Origin of the sequence: Metaclostridioides mangenotii (genome assembly GCF_017873185.1) — a bacterium.
Taxonomy (GTDB): domain Bacteria; phylum Bacillota; class Clostridia; order Peptostreptococcales; family Peptostreptococcaceae; genus Metaclostridioides; species Metaclostridioides mangenotii.
The window spans coordinates 194,412-210,844 of sequence record NZ_JAGGJX010000001.1 but is presented as its reverse complement, the minus strand read 5'-3'; the positions used below and the strand labels follow the sequence as shown (position 1 = coordinate 210,844).

10 protein-coding genes are annotated in these 16,433 nt (G+C 30.8%); 2 read left to right on the top strand and 8 right to left on the bottom strand.

Annotated features, from left to right (window positions below):
• Positions 1-166 precede the first annotated feature (166 nt).
• A complete protein-coding gene (locus tag J2Z43_RS01100) occupies positions 167-1,489 on the bottom strand; it encodes an FAD-dependent oxidoreductase (protein ID WP_209455468.1) in 1,323 nt (440 codons plus the stop codon).
• A gap of 354 nt (positions 1,490-1,843) precedes the next feature.
• Here J2Z43_RS01100 and J2Z43_RS01095 point away from each other — a divergent pair, with 354 nt between their 5' ends.
• A complete protein-coding gene (locus J2Z43_RS01095; protein WP_209455467.1) occupies positions 1,844-2,587 on the top strand; it encodes a LysR family transcriptional regulator substrate-binding protein in 744 nt (247 codons plus the stop codon).
• 347 nt (positions 2,588-2,934) lie between these two features.
• On the opposite strand, the gene J2Z43_RS01090 is transcribed toward J2Z43_RS01095, so the two are convergent.
• Complete coding sequence (locus tag J2Z43_RS01090; RefSeq protein ID WP_209455466.1) at positions 2,935-3,357, bottom strand: 4Fe-4S dicluster domain-containing protein; 423 nt, start codon at positions 3,355-3,357, stop codon at positions 2,935-2,937.
• Between the two features lie 58 nt (positions 3,358-3,415).
• The gene (locus tag J2Z43_RS01085; RefSeq protein ID WP_209455465.1) at positions 3,416-5,536 is read right to left on the bottom strand and encodes a molybdopterin-containing oxidoreductase family protein; all 2,121 of its coding nucleotides are present in this window, start codon (positions 5,534-5,536) and stop codon (positions 3,416-3,418) included.
• 204 nt (positions 5,537-5,740) lie between these two features.
• On the opposite strand from J2Z43_RS01085, the gene J2Z43_RS01080 reads away from it, so the two are divergent.
• Complete coding sequence (locus J2Z43_RS01080; RefSeq protein ID WP_209455464.1) at positions 5,741-8,902, top strand: DEAD/DEAH box helicase; 3,162 nt, start codon at positions 5,741-5,743, stop codon at positions 8,900-8,902.
• Between the two features lie 495 nt (positions 8,903-9,397).
• Here the strand turns inward: J2Z43_RS01080 and J2Z43_RS14640 are convergent, their stop codons facing one another.
• The 5 genes from J2Z43_RS14640 to J2Z43_RS01055 all read right to left on the bottom strand — a co-directional run bounded on the left by J2Z43_RS14640 (position 9,398) and on the right by J2Z43_RS01055 (position 16,332).
• Positions 9,398-9,889 carry a glycoside hydrolase family 73 protein gene (locus J2Z43_RS14640; RefSeq protein WP_209455463.1) on the bottom strand — a complete coding sequence of 164 codons (492 nt, stop codon included), beginning with the start codon at positions 9,887-9,889 and terminating at the stop codon, positions 9,398-9,400.
• Positions 9,890-9,946: 57 nt separating this feature from the next.
• Positions 9,947-10,198 carry a hypothetical protein gene (locus J2Z43_RS01070; protein ID WP_209455462.1) on the bottom strand — a complete coding sequence of 84 codons (252 nt, stop codon included), beginning with the start codon at positions 10,196-10,198 and terminating at the stop codon, positions 9,947-9,949.
• A gap of 350 nt (positions 10,199-10,548) precedes the next feature.
• Complete coding sequence (locus tag J2Z43_RS01065) at positions 10,549-11,712, bottom strand: AI-2E family transporter (RefSeq protein WP_209455461.1); 1,164 nt, start codon at positions 11,710-11,712, stop codon at positions 10,549-10,551.
• A gap of 455 nt (positions 11,713-12,167) precedes the next feature.
• The gene (locus J2Z43_RS01060) at positions 12,168-14,009 is read right to left on the bottom strand and encodes an ABC transporter ATP-binding protein (protein WP_209455460.1); all 1,842 of its coding nucleotides are present in this window, start codon (positions 14,007-14,009) and stop codon (positions 12,168-12,170) included.
• On the bottom strand, positions 14,002-16,332 hold the full coding sequence (locus J2Z43_RS01055; RefSeq protein ID WP_209455459.1) for an ABC transporter ATP-binding protein: 2,331 nt from the start codon (positions 16,330-16,332) through the stop codon (positions 14,002-14,004). Before J2Z43_RS01055 ends, J2Z43_RS01060 begins: the two co-directional genes overlap by 8 nt.
• Positions 16,333-16,433: the final 101 nt, after the last annotated feature.

Below are 16,433 nucleotides of genomic sequence, written 5' to 3'. Positions count from 1 at the left end.
TCTATGATCAACTAAATTCATTCATATATCAATCTCCAATCATTATTTTATTGTAATAAATAAAGGGGTGTCTCAAATTATTTGAGGCATCCCTTTCTTGTACAAATTAATTATATTAAACAAGTTATGCACGTCTTCACACAAAATTAATTCAGTATATCACTAATTATAGATTTATTCCTTGAGGATAGTAAAATAAGTTAAATTGATCATATTTTTCTTTTACAATTTTTAACCAAGATACATTATTACCAAAATAACTATATAAGTAATTAGGTATATAAATGTCGCAATAGTTAAGATAACCAAAGCCCGCATATGGAAGTAAGGATGTTCTTAAACTGTTTACCCACATAATTGTCTCATTGGCATACATACTATACTCAAGAATCCATTCAGCCTCTATTTGTATTAATACTTTAGCACTCCTATGAGGATATGCGCTAGGCAGTTGTTCATTTTCTGAAATCTTTCCACCCAATAGTAGGAATTCAACTTGTACAGGTGGCTGTATAGATGGTGAATTATCTAAATAGTCAAAGAGTATTTGACAAGGTGCTTTTCCTAGATGCTCATAAGAAAATAATCCTGTATTCTTAAATCCTTTTGGTGTAGACTCAAAATCCGATCGTTTCTGTATATATTCTTTGTAACCTATATTCTTTATTGTATAATTCGTTTTATTAGGAACTTTTAATAATATACTTAAAGCTTGTTCCATTTCTTTTTCTGTACTTCTTAATCCTACTCCATATAGTTCAATAGCATCTTTAGTCATAGAAACCTGAATCGTATACTTATTATCCAAATGTTCTCCTACATTTTGGAATGCCTGAATTACTTCATATCTACTATTTTTAGGCCATTTAGCAGCCACAACTGTTACTTTATCAATCGTATGTACTTTAAAAGTAAGTGATACCACTACTCCAAAATTATTACTACCCGCACCTCTTAATGCAGCCAATAAATCTTGATTTTGATATGAATTAGCAGTTATTATCCTACCAAAAGCATCAACTATTTGTGCTTCTGCTAAATTGTCACATGCTAACCCATATTCTCTTTGTAAAAAGCCTACTCCCCCTCCTAATGCAACTCCTGTAACGCCAATAGAACCACAACTTCCTCCTACAAACGCATATCCATATTTAGTTATCATATGATAAAGTTGTTCTTGAGTATATCCTGCCCCTATTCTTATATAACCTTCGTTAGTATCTATCTCAAAACTATGTAAATTAGAAACATCTATTACAACAACATCATTTGCCACGGAAAACGATTCGTAGTTATGACGTCCACTTCTACAGCGTATATTTATTCCTCGCTCTCTTGACCAATTTACTGCATTAACTACATCAGTTATATTATTAGGGTATACTATTACCTTTGGGTAGTAACTAAAATACATATTTTCATTTCTACGAACATTATTATAGCTTTTATCTTCTTTAGTTATAACAAGCCCTGTTAACCCCTCTATCATATTGTTTTCCTCCATCCTTATTAACCATAAATTTTAATATTACATGCCATGATATTATATATGGTTATAACTTAGGAGCTATTCTTAAAGAAAATACATTGGTTACTATGCTAAAAGATCTTTTACTAGGAAAAACTTAACAAAAATTTTTTTGAAGTTAGGGTTTTAATAGTAAAATTTAATTTTCTCAAAATAGCTCAAACCATCTTTATTAAAATATGTTTATTAATATGTACTTTTAACAATAATGTTAATAGTGTAAAATATCTTTATAGGAAAAAATTGCTATTTTCCTAGTCATTTTATTTAAGTTCTTAAGAAAAATATAAATTTTATATAGAGGAGTAAATGTAAATGAATCTATATCAATTAGAATATGTAAAAGCTCTATCTAGGTTTGGTGATACGAAAAAATCATCTAAAGTAAGTCAGTACTTTTATGAAAAAGCCGAAATAATATTGGATCAAGAATCATCGCTAAAAGATCACTTTTTAAGTGAGGAAATAAAAAATACTGTTCGTATAGCAGCTCTACCAAATATAGCTTACATTCTCTTACCTCCAATTCTAAAGGAAATGAGTATGCTTGGCTATCACTATGAAATTTTTATAATTGATGAAAGTAAAATTATAGAGGAACAATTTTATATGGATGAATACGACATTGGCTTTGCTCAGGATCTAAAGCTGGGATCAATTTGTATGATAAAAGAACCGTATTATGCTATAGTACCTAAAGACTCACCGTTTTCAGAGAAAAACGTTACGACTATTCACGAACTTATGGATACTCCGCTTATTTTGCCAGACGTAAATTGTGATATTAGAATATCTTTTGATAAGTTACTAAAAAAATATAGCTATTGTCCAAATTCTTTTATAGAGGTTTCTCAAAATGAACCGATTATCTCTTTTGTAGAATGTGGTATGGGAGTAACAATTGCTCCAAAGATGATGATCAGCAACTTACCAAATAAAGTAAAAGCTATAGAGATCCTAGATGATAATTTTTATCGGACTGTAGACCTTCTTAGTAATTCCTATAGGCTGACAGACCTTATAGTGTCTACAGTGAACTTATTGTCCCGTTACAGTTAATATATAATAGTAAAATCAATAAAACTCACTAGGTATACAAGGCACTAACTTGTATTTTCTAGTGAGTTTTATTGATTTATATTAAACTTAGAGGTTTACAATTTAAAGCTACATTTATCATCTAAACGCACATTTTATTATATATCTTTTATGTAGAAATAACTAATTGCTCTTTTCTATATAAAAAACTGCCACTATTGCTAATACTTATATCCGTATATTTCTTTATCTATATTATGTTTGTTCTACTTTTTTAGTATGTTTTAGTTAGGTTTAATCATGTTTTATATAATTATACACCAATTGTTATATTTGTGTCCACCCTTTTAAAATTTATTAATTGAATTTTAAATTTCAAGCGTTAGAGCACCTGTTGGACAGACTTTAACACATGGTGCCCCTAAATCTCTTTCTAGCCTTTCTTTACAACCATTGCATTTATTGGCTTTTCTATCTTTACTAAAATTTATCGCTTCAAATTCACATGCACTGCTGCATTTTTTACATCCTATACACAAGCTGTTGTCTAATATCACAAAATCCCCATCTCTTGAAAAGCAGTTTTTTGAACATTCGTCCATACATTTTGCATCTCCACAGTGTAAACATCCTAATGAAAAGTACTCTACAAATTCTCCATCTTCTCTTGTAAAAATTTTACGAAATAATTCCTCATTGTCTATATCACTGTCATTTTGATCTATACATGCAAGTAGACAAGCACCACAAGCTGTACACAAATCTTTATTAAATTTAAATATACTCTTCATAATTAGCTCCTCTTTATCTAAATCCAAATTTATTATATTCACCTACTTGTAATTTTATCTACTCAGCCTTTTCTAATTTACAAATACAACTTCTAAAAGCCGGAAACCCTGAATACGGGTCGAAGTCATCACATACTATACTATTGATATCTGCTTCCCTGTACCCATGGTACATATGTACATTTTTTTCAAGTACTCTATCAGTTATATTTGATTTTACACAGATACTACCTAACTTAGTAGTTATTTTAATTAAATCACCGTCTTTAATTTCTAGTTCTCTCGCATCTTTACTATTGATATCTATAGTAGCTTCGTTTTTTAGTACTCTAGACATTTTTGTATCGTGAAGCTTAGAATGAAGTGCATTAGGTAACCTCGCTCCAGCTGATAACATAAACTGATACTCATCAGTTACTACATTATTAAACTCTTTGTAAGTAGGCAGTGAGTCAAGACCAAAATCGTTGTACTTATCAATTATGCTTGCTTTTAATTCAAATTTTTTAGATTTTGTATTGTATCCTTCTTTAGTATAATCTCCAACTACATAAGATTTGTAATCCAAGCACTTCACAGGAAGTTCACTGTCCTGTATCTTATCTACATCTACTACTGTATCTTTTAGCATATATCTAATACTAGCTTCGTATCCAGCTTTTATGAGACTATCATCTAGATTCATAGCATTTGCAAGCTCCGATATTATTTGAACATCTGATTTTGAATCAAATGAAGGCTCTATAACTTTATTTGTATATGTTATATATCCTCCTGAGTAACTTTTGCATTCTTCCCTCTCAAATGATGTACATGCAGGTAATAATATATCGGCGTACTTGGACGCATCAGTCATAAATAAATCGACATTTACAAAGAAATCCACTGTCTCAAGCATTTTAAACATCTTTTGAGAATTAGGGAACATTCGTGGATTTATTCCATGGCAGTAAAGCGCCTTTATATCGTGAGGACTTTTCTCTTCAATTTGTCTTGCTAGATCCATAGCCTGCATTTGTGTAGTCATTTCATTCCATAGAGGATATTTGGTTCCGCCTACCCTATCATGTAAATTCTTAGGTAATACCACTTTTACAAAGTTTGCTTCATATGTATCAAGTCCTCCTAGAATCCCAGCGTAGAAATCTTTTTTAGGAATATTTCCTCCTACCTTATCGTAGTTTCCAGTTATCGCTGATAGAGCCATAATAGCTCTGTAATTCTGGAATCCATTTTGATGGTGTACTACTGGAGCTGCACTTTCATTTATGCAAAATGGACCTTCTGCTAGCATCTCTACTGCTAGTTCTATGTCTTTTTTATTTATACTAGTTATTTCGCTAACTCTTTCTAGATCAAACTCTTTTACGTATTCTCTATACTCCTCAAATCCATATACATGATTTTTTATATATTCATTGTCTATATATCCTCTTTGTATAAATAAATTTGCCATTCCTAGAGCTAATGCTCCATCAGTTCCAGGTTTTATTCTAAGGTGGAGATCAGCCAGTTTTTGAGTTGATGGAGTTATACGTGGATCTACTATTATAACTTTCATTCCTTTTTTCTTCATCTTTTCAACTGGTATAGCATTTAAAAACTTAGAATAGTATGAATTAAATCCCCATCCCAAGAAAGTCCTTGTGTTAGTAAAGTCTAACATAGTAAAACTTCTTCCAGTTGCAGCCTCTCCCGCCATCTTTGCAGATGTTGAACATGAACTAGATTCGGTTCCATAGTTTGGAGATCCAAATGAAAATGCAAATCTTTGAAGGAAAGGTCTATACCACTTTGGATATCCTGTAAAAAATGCAACTTGCTCAGCTCCATATTCCTTTTTAATTCCATTTAACTTTTCAGCTATCTCATTATATGCCTCATCCCAAGATATTTCTTTAAACTTGCCTTCTCCTCTTTTTCCAATTCTTTTTAGTGGGTACTTTAGTCTATCTTCTCTATAAATAAATTCTTTATTGCAAAGTCCTTTAGTACAAAGTAATCCTTTATTCATAGGATGTTCTTCTGTACCTTCAATTTTTATAACTACTCCATCTTTTACGTAGGCATCGATTCCACAATGTATCCCTGGAGAACATATATCACAAAGAGTTCTTTTTATTTCAATCCCCGTTTCTTCACAAGGTATTTTCGATATAATTAAATTCTTATTAATCATAATATCTACCCTTTCTGTATAAACTATTATTTAACATCAATTTAATTATATAGTTTTTTTGAATATATTACCTATAGAATTTACTGATACAGCTAATCCAAAATATCTATAGTCGTTACTTTATAAAAATAAAGCTATAAGTCGTGTAAATTAAATCTATTTGGATTATAATATAAGTTATAGTTTAAAAGAAGAGGTGATAAAATGGTAACTGGAAAAATTTATAGCTTAATTAAAAAAATTTCACTTCCTTCAAGATGGTTAAGAGGTTTAAAGTATTTTGATAAGCAATTGATAGATTCAGTAGATGTGAGGATCCACGAAAATTACTTGGAATTTCAGAGTGTTGTAGAGTCTGAATACAACAATGAGGTATATCCAAACACTCTATATATAGATTTTGAAGATAACGAATTAGCTAATGCGTACTGTTCTTGTCAGGATTTTAAATCAAATTATAAAACTGACAATAATTTTTTATGCAAACATTTAGTGGCAACTGCCTTAAAAGGTATAGATAAAGTAGAAAGTGAAGAATACTTAAACAAAGGTTTCTCTGATGCTATAATAGCAAGTCATATTTCTAAAACTGTAGTTTCAACACCAGATAAAAAGCTACTTCACTATTTTAAAAATGCAAGTAAAGAGCAGATAAATCTAGATGTTGAAATAAATATTATTCCTGGAAGAATGTATGCTGAATTTAAAATTGGTCTTGATAGGATGTATATAATTAAAAGTATTAAGGAATTCGCTAATGCAAGACTTAACAACAAAAAATTAGAATACGGTGTGAATTTTACATACGATCCTAACAGCCAGTATTTTACTGAAAAAGATGAGAAGATAATAGAGGTATTGGAAGGATACGGAAACAATCTTCCATCGTACTCGCTTTCTTCTAATACTAAGAAATATTTAGAGTTAAATGTAAGCTCACTTAAACCATTTATGGAGTTATTAACAGAGAAAGACTTCTCCTTAGTTTATGCAAAAAATAAATATAGACCTAAAATTATAGCAGGCCCTTTGCCTATTGAATTTGAATTTATAAAAACAAATGATGGTGTATCGCTTACGGCTCAGGACTCTCTGCCTATACCTATAACGAAAAAGAACGACATAATTTTATATCAAGGCGATATCTATTTACTAAATAATGATGATGCTAATTACTATGGACAACTTTATGAAACACTTAACGAAAATAACACTGTTGTGTTTCAAAGAGAAGATGTTAAAGACGTACTAAATTTTATGCTTCCAAAGATCAAATCAATTACAGATAATGTCTACCTAGACAAAGAAATTGAAGATAATATAATTACATCTTTTAAAACGGAGCTTTATTTCGATATCAAAGGCTCTCAGGTTACGTGTGATCTAAAGTTTGTTTATGATGATTCTGAAGATAAATTTATAGTTCCCGATATTGAAAAGGAAAATCAAATTAAACTCGAACTTCTTGGATACAATTTTATAGAAAAGAGCAATGCCTTTCTATTTGCTGGAACAGATGAAGATTTATTTGAATTTTTAGATGTAGAACTTGAACAATTAAAAAATTTAGGCGATATATACTACTCAGATAAATTTAAAGGCAATAAAATCTACAAATCTGAATCGATTAAAGCATTTATAGATGAAAAAATCGGTAGTTACATAGACTTTAGTTTTAATATTGCCGATATTGATTTAAATGAGTACGATGATATAATGACTGCTTTTAAAGAAAGTAGGACTTTCTACAAGTTAAAAGATGGCAGCTTTATGGATTTAAGAGAAGATAAAACAAAAGACTTTTTAGATTTTATAGAAAACCTAGGATTTGAAGGAAAAGAAACAAGCTATAGAATACCTAATAATAAAGCTCTTTATATGGAAGAGTATATTAAGGACAAAAGTTTGGACTTTATTGAAGGAAAAGAGATTGTAGAAAATATTTGCAAAGGCTTTAAAAATCTAGATAATCTCGATTTCACAATTCCAGAGGAATTAAATGCCGAACTAAGAGGTTATCAAGAAAACGGATTTAACTGGTTTAAAATTTTAGATAACTACAACTTTGGTGGGATACTTGCAGATGAAATGGGACTTGGTAAGACATTGCAGACAATAGCTTTTCTACTTGCACAAAAAAATAAAAAAAGTATTGTTATAACCCCTACTTCAGTTATCTACAATTGGAAAAGCGAGTTTGAAAAATTTGCACCAACATTAAATGTACAGATAGTACACGGAGATAAAAATGACAGAAAAAATCTTATAGAAGATCACGAAAAATACGATATTGTTATAACAACATATGGAACATTTAAAAACGATATTGAATTGTATCAGGGCATCAACTTCGATTACTGTATAATTGATGAGGCGCAAAATATAAAAAATCCTACAGCCCAAGTAACAAAGGCGATTAAATCAGTCAATGCCAACTGTAGATTTGCCTTAACAGGTACACCAATAGAAAATAATCTCGTTGAACTGTGGTCTATATTTGACTTTATAATGCCTGGATATTTATTTAATAAAAAGAAGTTTCAAAATGTCTACTTAAAAAAAGAAGCAAATTTACAAAACCTGAAGTTACTTATAAAACCTTTTATGCTTCGTAGAACAAAAAAACAGGTTATGACAGAACTACCTGATAAAATTGAAAAGAATTACTTTGTAGAACTAAATAAGGACGAGAGAAATATATACAGCTCATATGCAAAAGAAGTTCAGAAAAAATTAATGGGAAGAGATCTTAAAAACGATAAAATAGTGATCTTCTCATACTTAACTAGGCTAAGACAACTTTGTCTAGATCCTAGCATAGTTGTTGAAGGATACAATCATCCTAGCTCGAAAGTAAACACTTGTATGAGGATAGTTGAAGAAAGTATTGAGAACGACCATAAGGTCTTACTATTCTCTCAATTTACAACGGTGTTAAAGAAGCTTGCATCAGAGCTTGATAAAAACAAAGTTAATTACTCATATATTGACGGTAGCACTAAAGCAAAAGATAGACTTGATTTAGTAGACGAGTTCAATGAGGAAAAAGAAAAGAAAGTATTCTTAATTTCACTAAAAGCTGGAGGTATTGGGCTGAATTTAACTAGCGCTGATACAGTAATTCACTTTGATCCTTGGTGGAACCCTTCAGTGGAAGATCAAGCGACTGATCGTGCCCATAGATTTGGTCAGAAAAACACGGTTCAAGTTATTAAGCTTATAGCAAAAGGTACTATTGAGGAAAAGATTCTTAAACTTCAGGAAAATAAGAAGGATCTTATTTCTCAGTTTGTTAATGGTAGTCTTGCTAATGAGAATATTCTTAAGAATTTGTCTGATAAAGAAATTGTTGATCTATTTAGTTGATGTTGATATGGATAATAAAAGAAATATGGCGTAAAATAATATTGCCGACTACCACAGCTTGGACTAAAGGCTGTAATGTAGTCGGCAATATTATTTTACGCCAACTTCCTTTTTATTTATTCCATCTTTCTTATACTTCCTGTTGGTTGTAAGGGCGAGATTTCTGTTCACAAATAAACATATACAGGATAGAACTGTCTAATCTATGTACTTTTATTTAAAATCATCTATGTTGCGCTGTGAAATATAAATTGATTCGTTGGTACTTTTAATCATCTCATTTCTAGCGTACATATATTTAAAGTAAATAAATAAATAGGATAATAACAAATTAAAGAGATTATGAATATATGGTTTATGGCAAATATTATAGCTCATGAATTTATGCCAGAAGATTACTGGGTAAAATAATTATAGTATTGTCGAAAATTAGTATCTACCTATTTCAGATACATTTGTGTATCAAGATGATGATATTATAAGGATTTATGAGTATTATAGATAGCAATAACCTGCTTTTTCAAGTGCATTAGCTTGATATATATAAGTCTTAGCATCAAAAACTCCATTTTCACTATATCTCTTATTTTTAAATAAAAACTCCGCATGGTCCTTTATAGAATTACCTTTGTCATCATATCTTCTAAACTTACTATTCACCATTGTGTCTTTATGTTCAAGCGTTTCTAAAGTTACATACTGGCCTTTCCAATTTGAATCAGCTTTTATACCAAATAAATTGTTGTAGTTCTTTGATAGACTTGACTCTCCCCAATTTGATTCAAGTATTGCCTGGGCTATAGTTATCGATGGCAGTATTCCGTATTCTTCATAGTTTTTAATAGAATCTACCTTTATATCATTAATAAATTTCATATATTTACTGTCTGAATGCAATCTATCTGGATTTGTTCCAAAACCTTTTAAATCATCTAGGTATCTATTTGCTAATTTTTTCTCCCTTTTATCAAACTTTAAAACCTCCATAACCTCATTTAGAGTATATAATTTTTGATCTTCTCCATCATTATCCTTGTCTATAAACTAATTTGCTAATTTATGTATCTGTACATCACTTATATCTTTCATTCTATTTTTATTTGAAACTGCTAGTATAGCTGCAACCTCTTTCCAGTTTACCTGAGCATAATTTCCACTCACTAAATCCGTATTTTCAATGTATTGATTTATATCGATTTGACTTTTATTGATTTCTTTTACATATAGTTTGTTAACTAATGAAACAACTAGAATTACCACTGCAATAAATATAATAATAAACTTTTTACCTCTCATAATTGCATCCTCCATATTGTCGATTTTCTCAATTGTACAATAGAATTGTTACAATAAGATTACATACAGAGTAAAATTCTATTAAAATTCATATAAGAAGAATAAATATTTCATTTTACAAAAAAGACTATTCAATTGTGAATTAAACAAAACAATATATCTATTAAACATCTAATTCGGAGAATTCCTAAGATACAGTTCCAAAATAAAGAGTTAAAAGATAAAACGAATTTTTATATGTATTAGTAACGATAATACTATATAAGTATACCAATATAGTAGCTAATTTCCATAGAAAGATAAAAAAAGCAGCAACCCCATAAAGGTCGCTGCTTTTTGCTTTAAATTAATTACATATAATCTTCCGTCTCTTTGGGGAGACCTCGTTTCTCTAGTTTATATTCAACAATTTCTTTAATTATTGAGTAAATAACTGCAAATAAAGGAACACCTATAATCATGCCTACAAATCCTAAAAGTTTTCCAGTTACTAGTAGAGAGAAAAGTATCCAAAACGCTGATATACCTATAGAATCTCCAAGTATCTTAGGGCCTATAATATTTCCATCAATCTGTTGAATTATAAGTATTATAACCATAAGCCAAAGAGCTTTAACTGGTGATACAAACATTACAATGATGATTGAAGGTATTGCTCCAATAAACGGTCCGAAGAATGGAATTATATTAGTTACGCCTATAATTACAGATATAAGCAACGTATAAGGCATCTTAACTATAGTTAAGACTATAAATGTAAGTATACCTATAATAAATGAATCTAATATCTTTCCACTTAGGAATTTACCAAAAGTATCATTACTTCTATGAGTAAGCTCTACAACTTTATCTGCAACCTCTTTTGAAAATGAAGCAAATATAATTTTTTTACTAAGTCCGAAGAATTTCTCTTTATCTATAAGTAGATAAACCGATATAATTAATCCCAATGCAATATTCCATATGCTAGAAAGAATATCTTTTAGCATTACCCCAAGAAGAGGAATTAAGTCAGTAGCAAAGTTTATAACATATTCTACAAAGTCGTTCCACTTTTGTGTAGCAAACTCTAAGTACTGCCCGCTAAGATTAAGATCATTCATAATTTCATCAATCAACTTTGTTGTCTGAGTTACATACCTAGGTATATCATTGACCAAACCAATTATACTCTCAATAAGTTGAGGTAAGACAAAGTGAATAAATAGATACATAAGCAACGCGCCAGTCAAGTATGTAAGAACTATTCCCAACGCTCTTTTTAACTTTGGCTTCATCTTTTTCAACCCATCAATGTTAAGCACCTTCTCTTCATAAAACCTAAGAATAAAGTTGAGGATATACGCAAGTGCAAATCCAACTATAAATGGCTGTAGTGTTGATAAGGCATTGCTTATCATACTATTAAACAAGTCCATCTGAGAAGCTATTAAATAAAACACTGTACTACAAATTACAACTAAAAATAAGTAGACGGCAATTGTAGTGTATTTTTTATTCCAATTTATTTTCATATTTTCCTCCTAATTACTGTCTATTTAGAGTTTAACATACATTGAGTTCTTTTATAACAAATTGTCATATAATCAATAAATTAAATCTAAATAAGAAAATAATATATCCATTCAAGTTTAAAAATAAATGTATGAGCAGGCACATTGTACTCATACATTCCTTCTGGAGTCTCCTTATCAGTAGAAACAGAAATAAGTAAACATTTTATGCACAAAAATGCGAGCATAAATATCTTTTATATCAAATATAACATTTAAAGAGATTATTGCATTAACAGAATGATATATTTATATTCGATGAATATACCAATTCAAATATATAAATTCAGTCCATAAATAATAAAGCACTAATAAATATAAGTTGCGAATATTAACTTGGATCAAAACTATCTCAATAATAAAAGGAGCTAATCGACAAATTGTATAACATTTATCGATTAGCTCCCGATCATTCCCTACATTGCATCTTCAAATTGCGAATTATAAAGATCTTTATAGAATCCACCAGCAGCAAGAAGCTCCTCATGGCTACCTTGTTCAATTATATCTCCATCATTCATAACAAGAATCATATCTGCATCTCTAATAGTTGATAATCTATGGGCTATTACAAAACTTGTTCTGCCCTCCATAAGATTATCCATAGCTTTTTGAATAAGTATCTCTGTTCTAGTATCTACAGAACTTGTAGCCTCATCTAGTATAAGTATCTTAGGATCGGCAAGTATAGCTCTAGCTATTGTAAGAAGTTGCTTTTGCCCTTGAGAGACATTATCTGCATCTTCATTTAATTCCATATTATAACCATCAGGTTGAGTCTTGATAAATCTATGCGCATAAGCTGATTTAGCCGCATTTATAACTTCTTCATCAGTTGCATCAAGTCTACCGTATCTGATGTTTTCCATTACTGAACCGTTAAATAGCCAAGTGTCTTGAAGAACCATTCCAAATAATTCTCTAAGCTCTCCTCTATTAAAATCCTTGAGATTGTGTCCATCGATTAATATTTCACCGCTGTTTATATCGTAGAATCTCATAAGAAGTTTTACAATTGTAGTTTTACCAGCACCTGTTGGTCCAACTATTGCTATTTTTTGTCCCGGTTTAACACTTGCACTGAAGTCGTTTATAACAGTTTTATCTTCTTTGTAACCGAAGCTTACATGTTTAAAGTCAATTTCGCCTTCTATATTATCGATAGAAACAGGATTTTCTGCAATTTGTTGCTCTTCATCTTCTTCTAAGAATTCAAATACTCTTTCTGAAGCAGCAGCAGTCGATTGAAGTAAATTGGCTACTTGAGCTATTTGAGTCATAGGTTGAGTGAAGTTTCTAACGTATTGTATAAATGATTGTATATCTCCTACCTCAATAGTCTTTTTTATTGCTAACCAACCACCTAGTATAGAAACTACAACATATCCTAGGTTTCCGATAAACGCCATCAGCGGTTGCATTATCCCAGATAAAAACTGTGATTTCCATGCTGAGTTGTACAGTTTATCGTTCAATTTATTAAACTCGTCAATACTTGATTCTTCACCGTTGAATACTTTTACTATATTTTGACCACTGTAAGCTTCTTCAACATGTCCGTTGACATTACCCAAATACTCTTGTTGCGATTTAAAGTATTTTTGTGATCTTTTAACTATTACTGAAATTAGCAACATAGATACTGGTAAAATCAATAGTACAGCAGCTGTCATAATCCAACTTATAGATAACATCATGAAAAGTACCCCTACCATAGTTGTAACAGATGTTATAAGTTGGGTCATACTTTGGTTTAAACTTTGATTAAGCGTATCAATATCATTTGTAACTCTAGATAAAATTTCACCATTAGTCTTTGAATCAAAGTACTTCATAGGAAGTCTGTTCATCTTTTCAGACAATTCTTTTCTCAAATTATAAGTAAGTTTTTGTGATATACCGCTCATTATAAAACCTTGAGCAAATGAGAATATCGAACTTATAATATAAAGTACTACTAATGTAAGTAAGATTTTTGAAATTCCATCAAAATCAATACCAGCTCCATTTATACCTGAAATTTTATTCATTAAGCCTTCAAATATTTTTGTAGTAGCTTTACCTAAAATCTTAGGACCTACAATTGAAAACGCCGCACTTCCTATTGCGAATATTATTACAAATATTATCGATACTTTATACTTCGACATATATGAAAGCAACTTTTTCATCGTTCCTTTAAAATCGGATGCTTTCTCTCCAGCACCACTCATTCCTGGACCCATCGGCCCTCTTTTCGGTCTATTATATTTACTCATTTTCCAGCTCCTCCTTTGAAAGTTGAGATAAAGCTATTTCCTCATAAACCTCACAATTTTTTAGAAGCTCTCTATGTGTACCTTTTCCAACAATCTTTCCTTCATCTAACACTATTATTTGTTCTGCATGTAATATAGTACTGATTCTTTGAGCTACTATAAGCATAGTACTATCTTTAACTTCTCTGTTTAAGGCTTTTCTAAGTTTAGCATCAGTTTTTAAATCTAGTGCAGAAAAACTGTCGTCAAATATATATATTTCCGGATTTTTGGCTATAGCTCTGGCAATTGAAAGTCTTTGTTTTTGACCTCCTGATACGTTCGTACCACCTTGTGATATCTCAGTATCATATTTATCCGGTTTTGTATCTATAAACTCAGTTGCTTGCGCTATTGTAGCAGCTAGTTCTATTTCTTCTTCAGTTGCATCTTCTTTACCGTATTTAAGATTTGACTCAATTGTCCCTGAGAAAAGTACACCTTTCTGCGGAACATATCCTAGTTTTTCTCTTAAATCGTGTTGAGACACATCCCTTACATCTACTCCATCTACCAGTATTTCACCTTCTGTAACATCGTAGAAACGAGGTATTAAGTTGACTAAAGTTGTCTTACCACTACCAGTACTTCCTATAAATGCAGTAGTTTGACCTGGCTTTGCAGTAAATGAGATATTCTCTAGTATTGATTCTTCAGAATCAGGGAATTTAAATGATACATTTTTAAATTCAACATATCCTTTTTTGTTATCGTCAAATTTCTTAGCAACTTTTGGATTATGTATAGTTGCCTCAGTTGTAAGAACTTCGTCTATACGATTAGCTGATACTGACGCTCTTGGTAACATTACAGATACCATTGATATCATTAAGAACGACATTATTATCTGCATTGTATATTGAATAAACGCCATCATATCCCCTACTTGCATTGCGCCTGAATCAATTCCGTAAGCCCCCTTCCACACTATTAGAACTGTAATAAGGTTCATAATAAGCATCATCGAAGGCATCATACAGACCATCATTCTATTTACAAATAAATTAGTCTTTGTAAGATCTCTATTTGCTTTGTCAAATCTGTTCTCTTCATATTTTTCGTTACTAAACGCTCTTATTACAGGAATACCTGTAACTATTTCACGAGTAACTAAGTTTAGTTTATCAACTAATTTTTGTACTAGTTTAAATTTAGGCATAACTAGCGCAAATAAAACTACAACTAATGACATCATAGCAACAACTGCAACTGCAATTATCCAAGCCATAGATGTATTTGTATTAAGGACTTTAATTACGCCCCCAACTCCCATTATCGGTGCGTAAAATACTATTCTAAGTAGCATTACCATAAGTAGTTGTATTTGTTGAATATCATTTGTACTACGAGTTATAAGTGAAGCTGTCGAGAATTTATTTATCTCTGTATTTGAGAAGCGCATTACTTTATCGAATACTTCTCCTCTAAGTCTTCTACCAACTCCGGCCGCAACCTTAGCCGCCAAAAACCCTACTGAAACTGTAGCTACAACACTTATAAGTGCTATTCCAATCATCTTAGCACCTGTAGTAAGTATGTAGTTGTTTTGAGTTTTCTCTGTATCAATTCCTACATTTTCGTACTCTGCCTTAACAAATTTAACTGCACTTTGAGCTACTATTGTGTCTGGCATATCATCTATTTTTTTGTATATCTCTTCGTTTACTTCTTTTAAGTTTTCTTTAGGCATTGACGAAAATACCTCAAACAAATCTATATCTTTCGCATCTGGAGTTTTCCCAGTTGGAACATTTTCTTGATCAGTTGGAACTTGCCCTTGCATTTGCTGTTGTTTCATCTGCTCCTGCATTTGCTTTTCCATATTTTTTTGCATTTCTTCTTTTATTTTCTTAGTCTCTTTACTGTCACTTTCAAAAGTTGATACTACAAGCATCGGCTTTGCAAAAATATCGTTTAGATTCTCTACAGTATCTTTATTTTCTGTGTTTAACATATAAAGTTTTTCAGATTTTAATTTAGGGTACTTATCCTCTAAATCTTTGTACTCCGACTCTGACATATCTTTCTTGTCTATTATTTTGTAGTTGTCTAATATCTTGTCTTCGTCCTTAGAATCTACAAAAAGCAATATTCTATCTAATTCACTCTTTCTTATCACCTCAGGTACTGCATTTACTACCCCACCCTGTTGTATACCTACATTGACAATATCAGAAGTATATGCTGGTAAAGAAAGGTCGCACATAGCTTGAACTACTAGCAATATTACAATTAATACGATCGATAAAAAAGATTTCTTTAAATATTTGATTAATTTGAACATACTCGGTTTCCTCTCAAAATTTTAACTTTTTATCTCTTTAGTCTATTCTATTTTTATTTATTCACTTTATATTTTCTACCTTTTCCTCTTACTCTTTTTTA

Coding starts and splice junctions, on each gene's coding strand:
- J2Z43_RS01100 (WP_209455468.1), bottom strand. CDS start 1,489: ATGATAGAGGGGTTAACAGGGCTTGTTATAACTAAAGAAGATAAAAGC.
- J2Z43_RS01095 (WP_209455467.1), top strand. CDS start 1,844: ATGAATCTATATCAATTAGAATATGTAAAAGCTCTATCTAGGTTTGGT.
- J2Z43_RS01090 (WP_209455466.1), bottom strand. CDS start 3,357: ATGAAGAGTATATTTAAATTTAATAAAGATTTGTGTACAGCTTGTGGT.
- J2Z43_RS01085 (WP_209455465.1), bottom strand. CDS start 5,536: ATGATTAATAAGAATTTAATTATATCGAAAATACCTTGTGAAGAAACG.
- J2Z43_RS01080 (WP_209455464.1), top strand. CDS start 5,741: ATGGTAACTGGAAAAATTTATAGCTTAATTAAAAAAATTTCACTTCCT.
- J2Z43_RS14640 (WP_209455463.1), bottom strand. CDS start 9,889: ATGGAGGTTTTAAAGTTTGATAAAAGGGAGAAAAAATTAGCAAATAGA.
- J2Z43_RS01070 (WP_209455462.1), bottom strand. CDS start 10,198: ATGAGAGGTAAAAAGTTTATTATTATATTTATTGCAGTGGTAATTCTA.
- J2Z43_RS01065 (WP_209455461.1), bottom strand. CDS start 11,712: ATGAAAATAAATTGGAATAAAAAATACACTACAATTGCCGTCTACTTA.
- J2Z43_RS01060 (WP_209455460.1), bottom strand. CDS start 14,009: ATGAGTAAATATAATAGACCGAAAAGAGGGCCGATGGGTCCAGGAATG.
- J2Z43_RS01055 (WP_209455459.1), bottom strand. CDS start 16,332: ATGTTCAAATTAATCAAATATTTAAAGAAATCTTTTTTATCGATCGTA.